General features: G+C 65.0%; 17 protein-coding genes. 9 read left to right on the forward strand and 8 right to left on the reverse strand.

Annotated elements, in window-relative coordinates; all coding sequences use genetic code 11:
* Positions 1 to 5: 5 nt before the first annotated feature.
* A complete protein-coding gene (hsdR, locus tag ACWPXK_RS22915; protein WP_364335415.1) occupies positions 6 to 2,456 on the reverse strand; it encodes an EcoAI/FtnUII family type I restriction enzme subunit R in 2,451 nt (816 codons plus the stop codon).
* A 1,074-nt stretch (positions 2,457 to 3,530) separates the two neighbouring features.
* On the opposite strand from hsdR, the gene ACWPXK_RS22920 reads away from it, so the two are divergent.
* On the forward strand, positions 3,531 to 3,998 hold the full coding sequence (locus ACWPXK_RS22920) for a hypothetical protein (RefSeq protein ID WP_454198230.1): 468 nt from the start codon (positions 3,531 to 3,533) through the stop codon (positions 3,996 to 3,998).
* A 25-nt stretch (positions 3,999 to 4,023) separates the two neighbouring features.
* Positions 4,024 to 4,281, forward strand: a complete 258-nt coding sequence (locus ACWPXK_RS22925; protein WP_454198231.1) for a hypothetical protein — start codon at positions 4,024 to 4,026, stop codon at positions 4,279 to 4,281.
* 139 nt (positions 4,282 to 4,420) lie between these two features.
* Here ACWPXK_RS22925 and ACWPXK_RS22930 read toward each other — a convergent pair whose 3' ends face one another.
* Entirely contained in the window at positions 4,421 to 4,582 is a 162-nt protein-coding gene (locus ACWPXK_RS22930; protein WP_454198232.1) for a hypothetical protein, read from the reverse strand.
* A gap of 1,134 nt (positions 4,583 to 5,716) precedes the next feature.
* Entirely contained in the window at positions 5,717 to 5,998 is a 282-nt protein-coding gene (locus tag ACWPXK_RS22935; protein WP_454198233.1) for a hypothetical protein, read from the reverse strand.
* Positions 5,999 to 6,166: 168 nt separating this feature from the next.
* Here ACWPXK_RS22935 and ACWPXK_RS22940 point away from each other — a divergent pair, with 168 nt between their 5' ends.
* On the forward strand, positions 6,167 to 7,372 hold the full coding sequence (locus ACWPXK_RS22940) for a helix-turn-helix domain-containing protein (RefSeq protein WP_454198234.1): 1,206 nt from the start codon (positions 6,167 to 6,169) through the stop codon (positions 7,370 to 7,372).
* Here ACWPXK_RS22940 and ACWPXK_RS22945 read toward each other — a convergent pair.
* The 3 genes from ACWPXK_RS22945 to ACWPXK_RS22955 all read right to left on the reverse strand — a co-directional run bounded on the left by ACWPXK_RS22945 (position 7,369) and on the right by ACWPXK_RS22955 (position 10,108).
* On the reverse strand, positions 7,369 to 7,677 hold the full coding sequence (locus tag ACWPXK_RS22945; RefSeq protein WP_454198235.1) for a putative quinol monooxygenase: 309 nt from the start codon (positions 7,675 to 7,677) through the stop codon (positions 7,369 to 7,371). The genes ACWPXK_RS22940 and ACWPXK_RS22945 overlap by 4 nt on opposite strands.
* Positions 7,678 to 7,915: 238 nt before the next feature.
* Entirely contained in the window at positions 7,916 to 8,938 is a 1,023-nt protein-coding gene (locus ACWPXK_RS22950; RefSeq protein WP_454198236.1) for a methyltransferase, read from the reverse strand.
* A gap of 45 nt (positions 8,939 to 8,983) precedes the next feature.
* Positions 8,984 to 10,108, reverse strand: a complete 1,125-nt coding sequence (locus ACWPXK_RS22955; protein ID WP_454198237.1) for a glycosyltransferase — start codon at positions 10,106 to 10,108, stop codon at positions 8,984 to 8,986.
* A 78-nt stretch (positions 10,109 to 10,186) separates the two neighbouring features.
* On the opposite strand from ACWPXK_RS22955, the gene ACWPXK_RS22960 reads away from it, so the two are divergent.
* The 3 genes from ACWPXK_RS22960 (at position 10,187) to ACWPXK_RS22970 (ending at position 11,360) form a co-directional block, all read left to right on the forward strand.
* Positions 10,187 to 10,858 (forward strand): TetR/AcrR family transcriptional regulator, encoded by a 672-nt coding sequence (locus ACWPXK_RS22960; RefSeq protein ID WP_454198238.1) that lies wholly within the window; start codon positions 10,187 to 10,189, stop codon positions 10,856 to 10,858.
* An 83-nt stretch (positions 10,859 to 10,941) separates the two neighbouring features.
* Complete coding sequence (locus ACWPXK_RS22965; RefSeq protein ID WP_454198239.1) at positions 10,942 to 11,157, forward strand: SRPBCC family protein; 216 nt, start codon at positions 10,942 to 10,944, stop codon at positions 11,155 to 11,157.
* Positions 11,154 to 11,360 (forward strand): TPR repeat region-containing protein, encoded by a 207-nt coding sequence (locus tag ACWPXK_RS22970; RefSeq protein WP_454198240.1) that lies wholly within the window; start codon positions 11,154 to 11,156, stop codon positions 11,358 to 11,360. The genes ACWPXK_RS22965 and ACWPXK_RS22970 overlap by 4 nt, the downstream gene beginning before the upstream one ends.
* Before the next feature lie 169 nt (positions 11,361 to 11,529).
* On the opposite strand, the gene ACWPXK_RS22975 is transcribed toward ACWPXK_RS22970, so the two are convergent.
* Positions 11,530 to 13,323 (reverse strand): serine/threonine-protein kinase PknD, encoded by a 1,794-nt coding sequence (locus ACWPXK_RS22975; protein WP_454198241.1) that lies wholly within the window; start codon positions 13,321 to 13,323, stop codon positions 11,530 to 11,532.
* A 758-nt stretch (positions 13,324 to 14,081) separates the two neighbouring features.
* Here ACWPXK_RS22975 and ACWPXK_RS22980 point away from each other — a divergent pair.
* The 3 genes from ACWPXK_RS22980 (at position 14,082) to ACWPXK_RS22990 (ending at position 18,133) form a co-directional block, all read left to right on the forward strand.
* Positions 14,082 to 15,515 (forward strand): aminobutyraldehyde dehydrogenase, encoded by a 1,434-nt coding sequence (locus ACWPXK_RS22980; RefSeq protein ID WP_454198242.1) that lies wholly within the window; start codon positions 14,082 to 14,084, stop codon positions 15,513 to 15,515.
* Between the two features lie 750 nt (positions 15,516 to 16,265).
* Entirely contained in the window at positions 16,266 to 17,198 is a 933-nt protein-coding gene (locus tag ACWPXK_RS22985; protein WP_454198243.1) for a hypothetical protein, read from the forward strand.
* A 623-nt stretch (positions 17,199 to 17,821) separates the two neighbouring features.
* Positions 17,822 to 18,133 (forward strand): DUF3303 domain-containing protein, encoded by a 312-nt coding sequence (locus tag ACWPXK_RS22990; protein ID WP_454198244.1) that lies wholly within the window; start codon positions 17,822 to 17,824, stop codon positions 18,131 to 18,133.
* A 168-nt stretch (positions 18,134 to 18,301) separates the two neighbouring features.
* On the opposite strand, the gene ACWPXK_RS22995 is transcribed toward ACWPXK_RS22990, so the two are convergent.
* On the reverse strand, positions 18,302 to 18,973 hold the full coding sequence (locus ACWPXK_RS22995) for a TetR/AcrR family transcriptional regulator (RefSeq protein ID WP_454198245.1): 672 nt from the start codon (positions 18,971 to 18,973) through the stop codon (positions 18,302 to 18,304).
* Positions 18,974 to 18,975: the final 2 nt, after the last annotated feature.

Below are 18,975 nucleotides of genomic sequence, written 5' to 3' on the forward strand. Positions count from 1 at the left end.
GGCGGTCAATTTGCGATGTCGTACAGGCGGGCAGTCAAGCTGTCGAGCGCGTCGTGCAACTTCTCGCCGCCGCCGAAGCGCCCTGCGAGGCTGACTACCCCACCCATACCAGCGAAAGCTGGGGTCCGTAGCGCTTTGGCTGACAACTCCTCGATCCCGGACTGCTCGTATTTGTCCAGGAGGATCTCCAGGATCTCCCTGGCCTCCGCGGCGAAACCCTCGAGGAACGCCTGGTGCTCCCGGCGTACTCGCTTGACGCGCTCACTCCTGGTGACCAGCGCGGTGTTGTAAGCGAGGTTCAGCAGTAGGTCGACTTCATCGACATCCTCGTGACCGAAATGCCGGTATACCTGCTCGGTGCCGATCCCGGCATCGCGGAAGGCTTGGGCGAGCTTCCGTCGGGTGACGGCACGAGCCCACTGAGCACGCAGGTTTGTGGGTGTGAGGTCCAGACGACGTACCTGCTCACCGACCCATTGGCGGTACTCTGTCAGCCGCAACTCTTGCGTTCCGGCGTTGAGGATGTATAGCGAGTCGTTGAAAACGAAAACCTCAACCCCATCAACGTAGTACCTCTCCCGGCTTTGGCGAATCCTCGCGGCTTGCACCGGATCGGCCACTACTTGACCAGCACTAGGCCCGTAGGCTGGCGCGGGTTCGCTCATTTGAACGAGCCCTTCTTCAGGCTCGCCAGCCGAGTCCGGGTCCGGCATATCAATATCGACCAGGTGACCTTGCGTGTTGGTAACCGATACGGTGGGCCGCCCGAGGGGCAAGCCGTCGAAGTCCGGGCGGCTGAAGTGCTTGGTGGCGTCAGTGAAGTCGATGATGTCGAAGGCGAGCTTTCCGTCCTCCTCGAAGAGCCTCGTGCCGCGCCCGATGATCTGCTTGAACTCCGGCACCGATCCGATGATCCGGAACAGCACGATGTTGCGCACCGTTGGGAGGTCCACCCCGGTGTTGAGGAGTCGGGAGGTGATAGCGATGACCGGACGTTCGGTATCCACCTTGCGGAACATCGACAGCATTGCCAGCCCGGCGCTGCCGTCGTCTGCAGTGATGCGGAACACATAGTCGTGGTTTGGGCCCGCCAAGTCAGCGTTGAGGTTGGTCAGGGCCTCGCGCATCCGCCCCGCGTGATCGATGTTCTCGCAGAACACGATGGTCTTGGACATTGGGTCGGTATTGCGCAGATGCTCGGTCAGTGCACGTGCGGCCTCCACGGTCCGCTCAGTTATTGCGAGCAGCCGCTCGTACTCCTTGCGTCCATATACCTTATCCGGGATCTCGCGACCGTACCGGTCCAGCTGCCCCGGCTCGGGCTGCCAACCCGTGATGTCGACGTTCAGCTGGATCTTCCTAACCCGGTACGGCGCGAGGTAACCATCGCGTATTCCATCCCCGAGCGAGTAGGTGTATACGGGGTCGCCGAAATACTCATATGTGCTTCGAGTCGAGTCGTCCACCGGGGTTGCGGTCATGCCAACCTGCACGGCCGGTTCGAAGTACTCCAGGATCTCCCGCCAGGCCGAGTCTGCGGCGGAGGACCCTCGATGGCATTCATCGACGATGATCAGGTCGAAGAAGTCACGGGAGTACTGAAGGAATAGGGCGTCGTCGGCTCGGGTCTGGTCGAGCGACTGGTAGAGCGCGAAGTAGAAGCTGCGGCTCGTCACAGCCCTGCCCTCGCCCAGCTTGCACACGGCCTCGTCACCGAAGCCCGGGATGAAGTACTCGTCCTTTGGCTGATCCACCAGGATGTTGCGATCTGCCAGGTAGAGAACACGCGGCCTGCCAGTCCCGCTGGGCCACTGGGTATCCCACAACTTGGCGGCGAGCAGGTACGCAACAAAGGTCTTGCCGGTGCCGGTGGCCAACGTCAGCAGGATGCGCCGCTGGCCTGCCGCGATCGCGGTGAGCGCTTCGTCCACCGCTGCCTTCTGGTAATAGCGCGGCCTTTTGATCGTGCCGTCGTAGTTGGCCAGCGCCTGGCTGAACGGTGTGCGCCGGAACCTCATTGCCAGCTGGTTGTCCAAGTGCTTGGCGGTGACGAACCGGTGCCACAGTTTCTCCGGCCGAGGGAAGGCGTTGATGACCTTCTCCGTACCCGCCGTCATGTCGATCTCACGGATCTCGTGGCCGTTAGTCGCGTACGCGAACGGGACGGCCAAGCCGCGCGCGTACCGCTTAGCCTGCTCGACGCCGGTGGCCGCCGGCTCATCCTCTCGCTTAGCCTCAACGACCGCGAGCGGAAAACCAGGCTCGTGCTCCAACACGTAGTCCGCGCGAAGGCGGCTGCTGCGGTATGCGATCCCCCCGGCATCCACGATCTGACCATCGCCGATCCAGAATTCCAGGTTGAGTTGGGAGTCCTCCCAGCCCGCCCGTCGCAACGCTGGATCGATTAGGGCAGCACGGGTTTCGGCCTCGTCGCGCCCGCCAGGCAGAGTAGACACGTTCCCTTCATATCGGACCGGTGTTCAGCGCGCCACCCAAACATGTAATTGTCGGCTACAGCGACACATGCCCGTCTGAGTGAATCCTGCCCACCGAGAGCGCACGTCGCTCTTATGAAGACGGACAACAACATTCGACCGGACAGCGTCGAGCACGTGGGCGCGTACTCGGCTGTGTTGCAAGTGCTGGCTTCTATCCGCACCCTCGTCGGGCAACGTGCACGCAAACCCGCGCCGATGCGGAAGCATGACCTCCGGTCCAAGATCAGGATAGCCGGAATCTGATCGATCACTGAGCAGACACATACTTCGACATCAGCTCGCTCTCTCCGGACGTCCCGCTACCCGCTCCATGAGTGGCGGTTCGGATACAGCGCTCCCTGGTGCGACGGCAATCGTTGCTGTGGCCGTTGTGTCCGCAGTAACTGCCCCCGGTCCGGCTGTCGCCAGGCGATACAGTCAGGGGTTCCAGGCAAGGGTGGGTTGGAGCAGAGGCCGACTGATCACGGTGCCGAATCTGGGGACGAAGGAGGGACAGCACCGGTCAAGGCACCCCCCGGGGGGAGGGGTCCGCATCTCAACCCGCTCATCAAGCTAGCCATGACACATCTGTCGCCCGACTCTCTCTGTATCATATTTTGTATCAACGACGCGTTCGGGCCGTGGAGTGACGATCAGAGCAGCATAGCGATTCCCCAGCTTGCCAAGAGCTTGCCAAGACAGGCAGATATCGGCAGGAAACAGCGGTACACGCTGGACACGATCAAGCTTCTGACCTGGGCGAGATGGACGGAATAGTACCGACCGGACGGTATGTCACGCTTTTACACACCAGCGGTCGGGGGTTCGATCCCCTCTGCGCCCACCGAAGAAGAGCAGGTAGAGATCGCCTGCACCACTTCGCCAGTCTGCCCCACGATGATTCCGTGGGGCAGACATGGGGCAGCCGATCGTTAGATCCGCTTCCACACTGCTGCATAGGTCGCCGACGTCCACGGCGGGATGACTTATCCGTTTCGGCCTGAGATGGCGTCTTGGGCTCAGTGAGGTGACCGTGCTGCCTACGGTGTGCACATGGACGGCGAAACGCACGAAGAGCGGTCGAAACGCATATTCCGAGAAATGGAAGAGCGACAGCGGAAGGAAGAGGCCGCGTGGCATCCCGCCGACAGCCTCGAACGAACGGCGTGGAACGTGGTCGGATGCTGGCAGATGCTGGTGTCGGAGGTGAACTTCGCCTACTTCCATTCGGCAGGGCCCGGCGCCTCACCCTTGGAGAAGGTGACTCTGCCTGCCAAGATTCGGAAGGCTGCGGAGCACTTCGGCGTTCGATGGCCGCACGATGATTGGTCGGCTGGAGCCGACCTCACCAGCAAGGTGCGACACAAGCTTGCGCATCTGCTCTACATCGACTCCGTCACCGACACTAAAGCCGCGCACTATGAACATCGTGCGTATGGGTGTGCCGGGCGAGCCGAGAACCACAGCGGAGGGGCACCCACGCGGGCTGAGTTGGCGCCACGTGCCAGACCCCGACTCTGAACCCGATGGCCTCCCCTGGTCACAGATGACGATGCACCTCGACACGATCACCGAGGATGATCTGGCAGATGCGCTCAAGGCGATGAGATGGATGCGGGACTGCTGTTTGATCCTGCAACGCCTTGGCTCGATCGCAGCCGACATCAAGCCGCTGCGGGGACTGGCGCTTCCCACGCATGAGCAAGACATGCTGCCGTGGTGGTTCCCAGACTGGGGTGACCGCGGGACGACCCGACTCAAATGGGGTGATGTTCTCACTATCTCGCCTCCTCAAAGGGACTGATTTTGGCCGCCGATAAGTGGGCGAAATTAGCGATGGCCGACCGGGTACACCGTACGAGCGCCCCCGGCACTGCACGCTGCTCATGCAGGGCCGGGGTCCGGATCGGTCCTGCGACCGGTGTTTCCGGTCGCCAGGGTCCCTAGGCCTGGGTGCGGAAGATGTCCAGAACAGCCTTGGGGATCTGGGTGCCAACACAGGCTGCCATGATGCACGCACCAATGCCCGGATGCTCGGTACCAGTGATCAGAACCGCCGAGGCGCACCCTCCTCCGATGGTGATGAAGCGGTCGATCAATCCCATGACGGAATTGTTCGTGCGCAGGGGTTCCGTTACGTTGGGCATAGAGCCCTTACCTCCGTGAGATAGCTGAGACATGGTTATTCAACTCGGAATCGGGCTCTGCGAGCCGCCCCGGTCCTTGCCTGGATTCCCGGGGCGGCTTCACGTTTCGAGCCCTCCACTGAACCGGATGCGACGCTACATCCACCGCTGATGGGCACCTAGCCGCTGCAATGCGAAATGCGCACGCTCAAGAAATTTCGCGGCGAATCCGTGCGAGATATGTCACCACGAATCGCGAAAAGATAACGGCAGCAGAAACATCGGCTGCAACTGTCCAGCTACCACAGTTGCCAGCGCTCCGTGCCTGCCTTCACCAGGGAGTTCGACTCATGCGCCCAGCTCGTGTGGCCCCGATTCCTGCCCGAAGGCCCGAGATAGACCCGGGTGCCGCTCGTCACGCTACGAAGACACGCCCGACGTGGGATTCGGATATTCCGAGTCGAGGTGCTGCAACCATTGATACAAAACGCGCAATGATGTGATTTGACTCACCAATTGACATTAATGGGTCATTTCTCGGTGGCCGCACCGGATTAGGTGGCTTGATTCGAGGCGGCCGCATCCACTTTTCGGGTCTGCGGCTACCTCAGGCCGCCGGTCGGAGCCGGTTAGATCCGACCGTGTTGACCGGCCGAGCGAAGGCCACATGGCTGCACGCGATGCAGATGTGGCGCGGCCGTAGCCGATGAGCGCACCGCCTCCGCCGATCGGATCAAGTGCGTCACCGCCGAGGGCGAGCGGTGCGGGATGTCGAGATCGTCTGTCGGCGTGGCCATGCCGTGCAGTGAACTCCGCACCGGCCATCGAATGCAACGGGTTGTGTCCCGCCACGGCGACCGAAATGAGTGACCGTGTACCCCTGAACAGGCGGGTCCTGCCCCCACAGCGCGGGCACCACGACCGCCCCCGATGGACCTGCGGCCTGTCCGCCTGCTCATGCTGCGGCTGCGGGTACTCACTCCGCAGGTCGACAGACCATGCACGTGGACCACCGAAGCGTTCAGTCGTCGTAGTCACTGGGCCAGAAGATCATGGCGACGACTACCGTAAGCGGCAGGCCGACCGCAGCCACGAGTCCCAGCTGAGCCGCGCTCATCGGCGCACCCCGCCGATGGCCGTCCAGCGGGCGAATGATGCACGCGGCGCGGCGCATTCGACATCGACCAAGGCCATGAGCCGATCCAAGGTCACCGCGTCGATGTGCGCCGACGACGGCAACAGCACCACGTCGGCACCGCACGCCGCGACCTGTTCGACCAGACCCAGTACCGAACCGGTGTCGGCCAAGTGCAGCGCGTACCCCAATCGCCGTACCTGGGCCGCGTCCCATTCCGGTGTCGGCGATGACGGGTCTATCCAGCCGATCGCGTCCATTCCCTGCGCCTTCCGTCCCCTGCTGTCCGTTGGCAATCCCTCGCGCCGGGGAATCGAGTTCGACCCGACGCGAGGGCTGGGGCATACGTTGGCAGCGCAGTCAGCCTCGAAGTCCGAAGGATTTTCGTACCCTTGGAGCCTCGGCGCACTCAGGATGGAGTGGTGAGCATGAGCAAGAACCGCAGCGGCGTAGCAGCCCGAGTAGCCCAAGCTCGCAAGCTGGGCGGACTGACGCAACGGCAGCTCGCCGCGAAGCCGAATGTGTCGGTCGGACTGGTCCAATCAGTAGAGCAGGGCCGCGTACCCGCCACACCCACGTTTCTCGGCGCGGTGTCAAAGGCGTTGCGTGTGTCGGTCGCCGAACTCAACGGCCAGCCGTTCCCACCCGCCCCGGCAGATTCCGAGGTACACGCCGCGATCGCGGTCCTTCGTACGGAACTGGCCGCCTACGACATCGACAACGCTGCTGTCCCCCAACCGCGTGGGCTGGCGGAGATCGCCGCCGACGTCGAACAGGTGTGCCGGTATCGACGTAACGCTTTGTTCCATCGACTCGGCGACGCACTGCCCTCACTGCTCGGCGAGGTTCGCGCCGTTGTGCACCGCACCGTCGGCACGGATCGGGATCGCGCCCTGGTGATGCTGTGCGAGCTGTACTACTCGGCGAACTCCCTCGCATACAAGCTCGGCTATGCGGACCTGGCCGCTCTCGCGGTCGACCGGATCGCCTGGGCTGCAGCCGAGGCCGATAATCCGCTGTGGCGGGCGACCGCGCAGTTCCAGCGCGCCGCGCTGCTCACCTCCGGCGGCGAGTGGACGGCCGCGCTGTTGTTCCTGGAACGCTGCCGCGCAAGCATCGAACCGCGACTCGGCGCGGGGCGCCGTGATGACCTGATCGCCTGGGGTGGCCTGCACCTGCAATCCGGGCTCGCCGCGTCCCGATCGGGCAAACGCGACCTCGCCGACCAGCACCTCGCCGAAGCACGGGCCACCGCTCGACGCGTCGGCGATGACCGTGATCCGATCCTGTCGTTCGGCCCCACCAACGTCGGAATCTGGAGCGTCGCGCTCGCGGTCGAGGCCATGGACGGCACCGAGGCATTGAACCGCGCCCGCACGTTCGTAATCCCCGCCGACGCGCCCAAGGAACGCGCCGGACACCACTACATCGACCTTTCCCGCGCCTACCTGCTGCACGGTGACCGTCGCGGTTCCCTCGACGCGCTGCTGACGGCGAAGTCCATAGCGCCAGCGCAGACCCGCTACAACCCCGGTGTCCACGAGACCGTGCGGGCGCTGGCACGCGCCGAGGCGCGCAGCGTCGACACCGTGCACGGGTTCGCCGTGTGGTGCGGCATCACGAACCGCCTCTAGACGGGCAACCCCTTCGCCGCCGCCGGGGCCAGGAACTCGACACGGAACGACTCGATGAACTCGTCGCGCCGGTCGAGGAAGCGCCGCGTATGCGGCTGCCGCTCGTGCTCTTCGAACGCGGCCCGGTCCCGATACACCTCGTAGAAGACCCGCGACAGCGGCTCATCTTCGACCGCGTGCGTGGCGTACACGAGCGTGCCGGGCTCATGGTCCCGAATGGCCTCGACGGTCTCGGCAACGAGCAAGTCGAACGCTGCCGCCTTGTCGGCGTCGATCAAGTCGAACTTCACCACGAGTGCGAACATTCGCCGACGGTACCGCAGCGGGTCGGCGCGGCCCGTCTGACCGATCCCGGACACGCAGCATCTGATACGCGCTGGATGCAGACGGACAGGATGGACGTGATCATGCCTGTGACCTGGGCCAGGTGGACGCAGACGGACTAGCCCTATGGAGTGCTTTTACACACCAGCAAACACCTTGTGGCGACTCGGCGATCCCGCCGGACAGCGGCGGGGTCGCGCCGATCGAGGATCGGTCCGCTCAGCGGTTCAGCGTCGCCTCGATGATCGAGTACGGGCTCGGCGTTGGCACGATCCGGTCGACCGTGAACCCGCCGGTGTTCAGCAGGGTCTCGTACTCCGCGGCGGTCCGTTCCCCGCCCGGGTTCATCCCGAGCATGGTCAGGTCGATCATCTTCGTCATGTGCGGAACGTCGCCCTCGGGCACGATCCCTTCCAGGATCAGCAGGCGGGCACCGGGTTTCGCGGCGGTCGCGATCGAGCCGAGGATGCGCAGCGCGGACGCGTCGTCCCAGTCGTGCAGGATGTAGGACAGGATGTAGACATCGGCTTGGGGCACCTCGGCGAAGAAGTCCCCGCCGGTGGCCACGATGTGGTTGGCGACCCCGGCCTCCCGGATGCGTTTCTCGGCCGTGGGCACGACTGTGGGGTGGTCGAAGACGATGCCCCGGCGTCCGGATTCGCTGGCTAGCAGGGTGAGCAACACCGAGCCGTCCGCGCCGCCGATGTCCGCTACCACCTCCCCTTCGGGCAGCTGGTAGCCGTCGAACATCCCGGTCCGCAGGCTCCCGGTTACCTCCGCCATCGCCCTGCTCAGCAGTGCGGCGCGTTCCGGATCGGCGGCGATCCAGTTGAAGAACGGCTCGCCGAGGTGGTACGTCGAGGCCGTCTCGCCGGTCCGTGCTGTGCGCAGCAGTTCGGCGAACGGGCGGTAATGCGTCTCCATCCAGAAGTGCGCCACCGCGTGCAGCGACTCCGGATGCCGACGGGACAGCACCGCGCCGAGCTCGGTGGTGTGCACCCACTCGCCCTCGGTACGGAACACCCCGACCGAGGCCAGGGGCCGGATCAGACGCCGGAGGGAAGCCGGATGCGCGCCGGTCCGGCGAGCCAGCTCAGCGTGGCTCAGCGGCCCGTCGTCGAGCACGGTCGCCACATCGAGCTTGGCGATGACGTACAGCGCTTGCGACAGCTGGAACCCACCTAGCATCCGCGTCATCACGGTGGCGGGCCCGGGCAGCATCTCGATGTTCTCTGTAGTCACGCTCTCTCCCATGTCTTCTGTTGTCTTCTGGTCTGAAGCCGCGGTTCAGCGGGCGGGGACGTTGATGCGGTCTCGCAATGCCGACCAGACCGTTTCCGGCTTGGGACGCTGGTCGAGGAGGTCGGCGGCGGCTTGGGCTCGGGCTCGCAGGGCCGGCTCTCGCAGCAGCGTGGACACCGCCGCGGTGAGGTCGGCCGGGTCGTCGCAGACGGTGCCCGCGCCGAAGTCGGAGACGACCGAGGCCACGAGTGGCTGGTTCGCGATGCGGGGTACGAAAGTCAGCGGCAGGCCGCGGGACAGGGCGGCGAGGGTGGTTCCGGAGCCGCCGGCGGCGACCACGGCCTGAACCTGGTCCAGCAGTTGACTCATCGGGGCAAACGGTACGGCGTGCACCCGGCCGGGAGCGGCCTCCAGCTGTTCCGGCTGCATGGTGAACCCGGTTGTGACCAGGGCATTCGCATCGGCGTCGAGGACACCGCGGACGGCGGCGGCGAGCAGGTCGGGATCCTCCACGACCGTGCCGAGGGTGACCAGGACGACCGGGCGGTCACCGTCGAACGCGGGGAGATCGACCTGGGCCGACGTGTCGTACGGAATGGTCCCGATCTCCAGTGCGGCGGCGTTGCCGGAGATGTTCTGCTCGAGCCAATCCGGCCACAGCTGGATGGTCGCCAGACGGGCGGGCGTCGTCAGCTCGCGCTGGGCCGAGGCCTGCACCATGCCGCCTTCGAGAGCCGCGTCGATCTCGGTGGCCGGGCTGTGAACGAAGCTCACCCACGGGATATCCAGCTTTCGCGCGACCATCGGGCCCAGGTAATCCCACATCTCCGCGACGATGACGTCGGGGCGCTCGTTCGCGACCAGTTCGCACATCTCGTCGAAGGCCATATCCGCGCGGGTCGTGGTGAACAGGGCGATGGTGGCGTCGAGCAGATCGGAACTGTCGCTTCGATATCCGAGAACGTCCTCGCCGGATCGGCGGCCGTTCTCGGTGAGGAGATCGGGCAATGATGGGCCGAGAGGGCGCGCCGACAGGCCGTCGCCCACCTCGTGCAGTTCCTTCGCCGCGACGATGACCACCTCGTCACCGGCGGCATCAGCAGCTCGAGCCAGCGGAAGCATCGGCAGCAGGTGGCCGTACGCGGGAAATGTGGTGAAGAGCGCTTTCATGACGATCCTTCGTATTTGCAGAGCTATCAATATTCACCAGAGTCAACTCTGATGAATGCTAGCAGGTATGATCAGCGCATGGCGGACGAGCGGAGCGGAGGCACCCGAACGGGCAGAAGAAGCGAATACGCCCAGCTCACGCGCCAGGCCATCCTCGATGCGGCACGCGAACTATTCGTCCGGAAGGGATACTTCGATACGAAGGTCGAGGAGATCGCCCGCACTGCCCGTGTCGCTCCAGCCACCGTGTACGCGGTCGGCGGCGGGAAGCACGGACTGCTTCGCACCCTCATCGAATCGGGCACCAGCGCCGAGGACATCCCAGCCATCCTCGCCCACATCGAGTCGCTGACCGATCCGCGCGAACTGATCGGCTTCATCGTGCATGCCACCCGGGTCAAGTTCGAGCAGTGGTCGGACCTGATGCGGCAGGTCGTCGCCGCCGCGCCACGCGAGCCGACCGTGCGCGAGATCCTCCGGATCGCGCACGACAGCATGCGCAACGGACTGGCCCTGACCGCCGACCGACTCGCGGCAATGGGCGCGCTCCGTGACGACGTGGACGCGCCCCGCGCCACCGATCTGCTCTGGTTGCACCTGTGCAACGCCGCCTACTTCATCCGCACCGACGACCTCGGCTGGTCACTGGACGAATCCGAGACCTGGCTCAACGACACGCTCCCCTTCGCCCTGCTCGGGCACACCGCCGACCGAACCTCCGGCCACACCGGACAGCCGTCCACTCGGTGAGATCGTCTGCGCGGCAACAGTAGTCGCACCGTAGTGATGCCGCGCCGCGCGAGCGAGGGGAAGCATCGGGATCACGCGACAGTGTGGACATCGGCGCCCCGGCCGAGGTGGTGTGGCAGGTGCTCACGGACTTCGAACGATACGGAGAGTGGAACCAGCTCTGCGTAGAGATGGTGCAGCGCAAGGAAACTCGCTCACATACACCGGGCGCCGAGTTCAGCCACACCATGAAGCCGGCGCCCATGGGAGCACCGCACAGTCTTCGCTCACACACAGTGACCCCGCACCCTTACCCGTGACGGTTACTGTCTCCAACGAGCAGGTTGTCGCCAAGAAGCCCCAAGGCGTGACCACCGACCGCGGCAGCTGGAACAAGCTGAACCCGGAGGTGAAGGAGATCATCGGGACCCGGCCGTCGTTGGGAACCCACGCCCCTGACGCCAACACGAGCCGCCTGCCCGACTGCTCCATGCGCATTCCGGAGCGAATCTGGAGCACGTGACCATTCCAGCCAAGCCGCCTGCGCCACCCGGACCCGCGCCATCGCCCGCTGCCACGCCAGATTCCGAACACTCACACATCCGCTCGCACAGTGAAGCGATGTGTCATGCGCCACTCCAGGTCCGGGGTGGTGCGACGACCACTAGAACCCAATTAGGTGGAACGGGGGTTCAGCCGACCGGGAGCTTCACCACCGGATTGGGGCCCAGATCGGTGACGTATACGTTGTCCGCCGCGTCCACCGCCACACCCTGGGGATTCTTCAGGCCGGTGAACGGCAGCGGGTTCGGCGTCGACGCGCCCGCCGCCAACTGCACCACCCATTTGTTACCCCAGTCGACGACGTACAGGTCTCCCGCCATGTCGACCGCCACACCCTGGGGATCTTTGAGCCCCGTGAACGGCAACGTGGTCGGTGCCGACGCGCCCGCCGCCAACATCATCACCCGCTCGGTACCCAATTCGGTGACGTATACGTTGCCCGCCGTGTCCACCGCAAGACCCTGGGGATCTTGGAGCTCCGTAAACGGCAGCGTCGTCGGCGCAGAGGCGCCCGCCGCCAACCTCACCACCCGGTCATTACCCATGTCGGCGACGTAGACGTCGCCCGCCCTGTCGACCGCCACACCATGGGGATTCTTCAGGCCGGTAAACGGCAGCGGGGTCGGCGTCGACGCGCCCGCCGCCAACCTCATCACCCGATCGTTACTCGTGTCGGTGACGTATACGTTGCCCGCAGTGTCGACTGTCACACCCTGAGGATTATTCAGGCCGGTAAACGGCAGCGGGGTCGGCGTCGACGCGCCCGCCGCCAATTTCAACACCCGATCATTACCCATGTCGGTGACGTATACGTTGCCTGCCGGGTCGACCGCCACATCGGTGGGCAGGCTGACGCCGGTGAACGGCAGCGGAGTCTGTGCCGAGTCGCCCGGGGCGATAGGTGTGGGCGAGTCGCCACCGCCGTCTGATTCCCGTTGGACACCGATGACGACAGCTACGGCGGCCACCACCGCGACCGCGGCGGCGAGCAGCCCGGCGGTCCTAGGCGACAATCTGATTCGCCGCCCATGGCGCGCAGCCACGCCCACGGTGGTGCTGACCGCAGAATCGCCCACCGCGGCGCAGGCCGCCGCGGCCAGCTCGCGGACGGTCTGGTAACGATCGTCGGGGTTCTTGGCCATTCCCTTGGCGATGACCGCATCGAACGCAGTCGGTACATCGGGTGTAGTGGTGCTGGGACGCGGGGGTGGGGTGTGCAGGTGATGGGCGATCACACCCTGCACCCCCGCTGCGCTCGCAAACGGCGGCTGGCCGGTCAGGCACTCATACAGCACGCACGTCAACGCGTACACGTCCACTCGGGCATCGGCCTTGACCTCCGCGCCGATCTCCTCCGGCGCCATGTAGGCGACGGTGCCGATGGTCTCGCCGATCGCGGTCAGCGTACGGTCGTCGGCGGCGTGGGCGATCCCGAAGTCGATCAGGGAGGCGAACTCATCGGCCCCTAGCAGGATGTTGGTGGGTTTGACATCGCGGTGGACCAGCCCGGCGTCGTGGGCCGCCTGCAGCGCGCCGGCCACCTGTGCGATGATCGCCACTGCCCGCCGCGGCGACAAGGCCCCTTCTCGCGTGATCACCTTGCGCAGGTCGGTGCCCTCGATCAAGCGCATATTCAGATAGAGCCGACCGTCGATGTCGCCGAAGTCGTGGATGGGGATCACATGTGGCTCGGTCAACTGCGCCACCGCCCGGCACTCCCGGCGGAACCGCTCGCGCAGCTGCTCGTCATCGGCGAAGCGCTCGGGCAACACCTTGAGCGCCACCACCCGGTTGGTCAGCGAATCATGCGCCCGCCACACCTGGCCCATGCCGCCCTGACCCAGCAGCGACAGAAGCCGATAGCGTCCGAACGCCTTCGCTGGCAAAGTGGCGTCCCCGCCACCCACTGATGTGTCGTCCATTGTGCCGTCCCGTGACCATATAAAAGGTGCGTCCGACAGCGAACCGATTACGTTCGATTATCGGTTGTTAGCAACCTGCGTGCAAACACCGCCCTGGGGGCTTGTCCGGCCGCGCCTGGACCTCCGGTGGAGGCTTGTACGTGTGCCCTTGGGGTCGCCTGCACACTCGTCGGCGGTCAGACCCGCTCTCAGGGCGTCCCGGATGGCTTCCACGGTCCGGCCCTTCGGGATGCGCTCGGGCCGGAGAATCACCGCGACCAGCACGGCCAGCGGCAGGGCGAACACGATCAACCACCCGAGCACTGTCCACCCGTCGCCGATCATCGAATCTCGTTGTCCCTCAGAGAGACCGGTCTCTACGTCGATGGCCGGAGTCGCGACATACCCCTGGCCGGGCCGTCTCCCGGAACTGGGGACTGAAATGCAGCGACTTCTTCTGTGCCACGAACAACTCCGTTCAGTGTTACCCGGAAATGCTCGATGACCCACAGATTTTTCGGGAAGTTGAATGAGAAAATTGCGGCGAAGACAAAGTCGACGCAATGGGAGATGAAACGATGCCAACCACCGGCAAATAAGCACGGCTCCGGCTGCACCGTCCTGAGTAGCAACAAAAGAGTAAGCTAGCCCTTTCGGTGATCGATAACATCGAAATGCTACTGAACAAGTAGTAGCAGACGACGGCGACCAGATGCCAAGGCGACCGAACGCCCCGCGCCAGAGGATTGTCAACCGACAAGCAACCGAGGAGCAGCATCATGATAGTGGTCCAGAACTTCATCGACGGCGAGCTCGTCGACTCGGTCGGCGGTGCGACGATGGCGCTTGTCGACCCCACCACTGGCGATCAGTACGGCACCGCCCCGGCGTCCAACGAACAGGATATCGACAACGCGTACGCAGCGGCGGCCAAGGCGTTCTGCGACTGGAAACGTACGACGCCGTCGCACCGCCAGAAGGCGCTGCTCGATTTCGCCGACGAGTTGGAGAATGTCGCCGACGCGCTTGTCGAGGCCGAGGGCCGCAACACCGGCAAGCCGAACCACCTCACCTTGGCCGCAGAGATCCCGCAGATGCTGGACCAGACCCGGTTCTACGCGGGGGCGGCACGGGTTCTCGAGGGCAAGTCGGCCTGCGAGTACCTCGCGGGCCATACATCGTGGATTCGCCGGGAGCCGGTCGGCGTCATCGGGCAGGTGACGCCGTGGAATTACCCGATGATGATGGCAATCTGGAAGTTTGTTCCCGCGATCGCGGCGGGCAACACCGTGGTGATCAAGCCGAGCGACACCACCCCGGTGACGACGGTGATGCTGGCCGAACTGGCCTCCGAGCACCTGCCGCCAGGCGTGCTCAATGTGGTCACCGGTGACCGGTTGACCGGCGCGGCGGTGGTGGCGCATCCGACCCCGAAGATGGTGTCGATCACCGGTTCGGTGGCCGCGGGCCGTGCGGTCGCGGAGTCGGCCGGCGGCCGCCTGAAGCGCACGCATCTGGAATTGGGCGGCAAGGCGCCGGTAATCGTGTTCCCCGACGCCGATATCGCTGCTGCCGCCAAGGGTATCGCGGCCTCGGGCTATTTCAACGCCGGGCAGGATTGCACGGCGGCCACCCGGGTGCTCGGTCACGCGTCGGTGACCGATGATTTGACCGCGGCGCTGGCCGAGCAGGCCAGCAGTGCAACAACGACGTTCGGCAAGGCCGCCGATGACGAGGACGCTTGGGTGCCACCGGTCAACAACGCCAACCAACTACAGCGGGTGCTCGGCTTCCTCGATGAGGTACCCGATCACGCTTCGGTCGTGGTCGGCGGGCACCGGCAGGGCGACCACGGGTATTACGTCGAGCCGACGGTCATCGGCGGGCTGCTCCAGGATGACCGACTGAGCCAGAACGAGATCTTCGGCCCGGTGATCACCGTGCAGTCGTTCACCGACGAAGACGAGGCGATCCGATGGGCCAACGGCGTCGAATACGGGCTGGCGTCCTCGTTGTGGACCAAGGACGTGTCCAGGGCGCTCCGCGTGTCGGCCGCGCTCGACTTCGGCTGCGTGTGGATCAACACCCACACCGCGCTGATCGCCGAGATGCCGCATGGCGGGTTCAAGTCGTCCGGGCACGGCAAGGACCTGTCGATGTACGGGCTGGAGGACTACACCCGCATCAAGCATGTGATGGCCAAGGTCGACTAGCTAGCTCGCCAGTACCGACGCCGCAACCCCGGACAACAATCCCGGAATGCCGATCCCAACGTCGCACGCACCCGGCTCTCTTCCCCTGCTCGCCAGTCCCCGATGTCTCGATTGGATTCTGAGGCACAAGCATCGAACACAGCGCGACATTCACGACACTGCGACAGGCCGGTCCCAGAGGCTCGGGCGCGGCGTGTACCACGCCACCGCATTCTCGCTAAAATACGCTTCGACCAGGTGCGACTGAGTCTCGTCCAGCGCATGACGGCGTTGATACGACCATTCGGACTCGACAGATCGCACACGCGTTTATCTAGCCACCAGTTAGGGGACGCAAGTGATGGTCAGCTCCCGCTTCACAGCATTCATTACCACGATCCTTGCTGGATTGACTCTGGCCGCGTGTGCAGCCGACAGCGGCGAGCCGGTCGATCAGAGCGCGACACCGACGTCGGGGCTGAACCCGTCCATCACGCCAGGCACGGACATAGGGCCGTCGCCGCAGAACTCGTCGCCGACTGGAAACGTGAACCCGCCCGGCGCGCCAGGCACGCACGTTGTGCCTCCGCCACCCATATCCTCAAATGATCCCGGGCTTATCCCCCCTACCCGGCCGCTGGCGACTTCTGAACCGTTGACCACCACCTTGGCGCCACCGACGACAACTATCCCTCCCACAGCGCCTCCACCGTCGGAACCACCAGTGCAGCCGCCGCCTGACGCCCAGCCATCCGCGCCGGTGGAGACGCAGTGAGCGATCCACGCCCGGTCCGGCCCGCGCCGACACCGCTGGCGGCGGCTCTCTCCGCCGCGGGTGCGCTCGCCTCGCAGGCTGTGCTGCTCGGTGCCGTTCTGTACTACTTCGGGACCGTGTACACCCGTACGTGGTATGGCTATTTCGGCATCGATGTGGGGATGCTCGGCTTCTCTGTCGCCGATCTGACCGTGCGTTCCATGACCCCCACCTTCTGGCCGGTCGTGCTGGGCCTGCTGGCGCTACTAGTGCTGATCTCGGCCCGAGGTCTGCCGTTCGCGGTTGCCATCAAAGCTCGCAGACCGCGGCGCGCGCTGCGGCTGTGGTATGCGACAACCCTCTGTGTCGGCGTCGTCCTACTCGCAGTACCAGGGATCGCGCGGCTACGCCCCCCACCCCCATGGTTGCCGTTGGGTACTTATCTGCCGATGTCGCTCGTCGTAGGCAGCCTCTTACTCGCCTACGCCACAACGCTCTACGGGACCTACCCAGCGCTGCTGCGGCGACCCACCCGACGCGGCGGCCGATCCCGTCGACGCCAATCGGAACACACGACCACGACGCTGATCATGATCGCCCTGCTCGTTCTCGGCTTCGCCGGCACGATCTGGGCCATCGGGGCCTACGCGGCCCGGCAAGGCACCGACGACGCACGGTCGTTGGCTGAAGCCGGATTCCCCCGCGTCCCGTCGCTCGTCATACTGAGCGTCGATGGGCTCGGCATCGAGGGTGGCGGGGCACAGACCGACAAACTCGACGTACCCGGCGAAAAGTATCACTACGTCTACAGCGGCGTGCGGCTGCTGGCCCGCACACCCGACACCTACTTCGTCATCCCCCAAGATTGGCAAGCCCGCCGCGACCGCGTATTCGCGATCCCACGTTCCGACAACCTCCGCATCGACATCAACGCCACCCACAACGATTGAACTACCGCAGCCCATCGACCGGCCAGCACAAACGTCGGCGCGAGCCGGCGGCGGCACTCCAAGCGCACGTCGGACGACCCATCTACTCGACCGTGGGCACTGGTCCACAGTTTCCTGCCGATCCGGCGCCGACAAATCAGAGCTCCACGACAGACCAGGCGCAAGGTGCGAGAGATTCCGACCCGGGGGCTGATGTTGTCCCGCGCATCGTCCGAGCAGAGTTGATGGTGTTCACCTGCAGGAAGCCCGCGACGGACGAAAGCGTCCGAAAGCAGTCGTCTGAGGGAAACACCATGAAAAAGAACAAAATTCGCGCGTCGGCGGCAGCCGTGCTAGTAGGACCGATGATCGTTCTCGGCTCAGGTGCGGCTACCGCGTCCCCCGCTCCTGTCCCTGTGGCGAACGACCCGGTGCCGACATCCACACAAGTCGAGCCCGTCATGTTGAGCATGTATGCCCCGCCATGGGTCGGCGTCTGCGCGAACCCCTGGATTCCTATCCCCGCTTCGATGATCTGTGCCGCGTGACCCGCTCGAGCGCGGCGAAAACGTGCGGGTATGTCTTGCTCCGCTGCGGGTATTCGCACCAGACCAGCAACTTCGGCGCATCCCTAGGAGGATGAGATGAAGTACGTGGTTTCCTGGAACTTCCGTTGGAACGGCTCCGCGACCGAGAATGAAGCCAGCATGCGGCGGGCGTTGGAGGTGTTCGCGAATTGGAAGCCGTCCGCCAGCACGACGTACCACCAATTCGTCAGCCGGCTCGACGGCAAGGGCGGGTTCGCGGTAATCGAGACCGACAATCCGATGGACCTGGCCGACGGTCCGACCAAATTCGGGTTCTGCGCGGAGTACGAAATCTACCCTGTCGTCGAGGCCGCCGAAGTCGCGCAAGCATTCCAGCAGGGCGCGGACTTCAGGGCATCGATCGGCTGAACTCCGACGATCAGCCCCGATTCCCCTTCCACGGGGCACTCACACGAACGCCGTTGCGGTCAGCCGAATTCTGATAGACGCACCGATATTCGCGGCGGCGCGGGATATTCCACGCCGCCACCATCGCAGGGAGGCTGACGCATAGCTACTGACCTGGCCGCGCGCAGGTCAGTAGCTATCACGGTTCGCCGAGAGCTCCCCGAGCCGGATCGGCTCGCCTTGCCCGCGGGTACCCGCATAGACCTGCAAGTAGCGCGTGATGGCGATCCGGCCTTCGTCGGTTAGCGCGTCACCCTCCTCACCGCGCTGGTGGGCCACCTCGAAGACATGGTCGCCCAGCTCCACCGCCACCTCGACGACGCGTCGGCTGGTGCCGGGCGCCAGCAGGCCGGTGGAGATCAGGTGGCGGTAGAGCAGGTCGGTGAGCCTGCCGAGGTGTTTTCTGATGTCGTCACGGAGCGCCTCGTTGTGCCGGGACGCGTAATACAGCGCGAGGAAGTCCGGGTGGGACATGTAGTGGCGGCCGTGAAAAGCGAAGAAGGCCTCGACGGCGGCCGCGATGTCCGGGTGTGGCCGGGCGGTGGCGAGGGACTCCTCCAGTTCGCTATCGAGGCGCGCGAGTTCGCGGGCGAGGAGCTGCTCGAAGATGGCGTCGCGGTTGGTGAAGAACTGGTACACCGTTGCGGCCGGAACACCGGCACGTTCGGCGACCGAACGGACGGTCGCCGCGTCGGCGCCCTCGGTCGTGACGATCCGCAAGGCCGCGTCGAGGATCCGCTGGACGCGCTCGCGGCTGCGCTGCTGAACCGGTTCTCGGCGGAGGGGGGTGGCGTCGGGCACGG

This window comes from Nocardia sp. Marseille-Q1738 (assembly GCF_965283145.1).

What these genes read in the sequence shown, in the direction of transcription:
- ACWPXK_RS22920 (WP_454198230.1), top strand. Translation starts at nt 3,531, where the DNA reads ATGGACGGCGAAACGCACGAAGAGCGGTCGAAACGCATATTCCGAGAA.
- ACWPXK_RS22925 (WP_454198231.1), top strand. Translation starts at nt 4,024, where the DNA reads ATGACGATGCACCTCGACACGATCACCGAGGATGATCTGGCAGATGCG.
- ACWPXK_RS22930 (WP_454198232.1), bottom strand. Translation starts at nt 4,582, where the DNA reads ATGGGATTGATCGACCGCTTCATCACCATCGGAGGAGGGTGCGCCTCG.
- ACWPXK_RS22935 (WP_454198233.1), bottom strand. Translation starts at nt 5,998, where the DNA reads ATGGACGCGATCGGCTGGATAGACCCGTCATCGCCGACACCGGAATGG.
- ACWPXK_RS22940 (WP_454198234.1), top strand. Translation starts at nt 6,167, where the DNA reads ATGAGCAAGAACCGCAGCGGCGTAGCAGCCCGAGTAGCCCAAGCTCGC.
- ACWPXK_RS22945 (WP_454198235.1), bottom strand. Translation starts at nt 7,677, where the DNA reads ATGTTCGCACTCGTGGTGAAGTTCGACTTGATCGACGCCGACAAGGCG.
- ACWPXK_RS22955 (WP_454198237.1), bottom strand. Translation starts at nt 10,108, where the DNA reads ATGAAAGCGCTCTTCACCACATTTCCCGCGTACGGCCACCTGCTGCCG.
- ACWPXK_RS22960 (WP_454198238.1), top strand. Translation starts at nt 10,187, where the DNA reads ATGGCGGACGAGCGGAGCGGAGGCACCCGAACGGGCAGAAGAAGCGAA.
- ACWPXK_RS22975 (WP_454198241.1), bottom strand. Translation starts at nt 13,323, where the DNA reads ATGGACGACACATCAGTGGGTGGCGGGGACGCCACTTTGCCAGCGAAG.
- ACWPXK_RS22980 (WP_454198242.1), top strand. Translation starts at nt 14,082, where the DNA reads ATGATAGTGGTCCAGAACTTCATCGACGGCGAGCTCGTCGACTCGGTC.
- ACWPXK_RS22990 (WP_454198244.1), top strand. Translation starts at nt 17,822, where the DNA reads ATGAAGTACGTGGTTTCCTGGAACTTCCGTTGGAACGGCTCCGCGACC.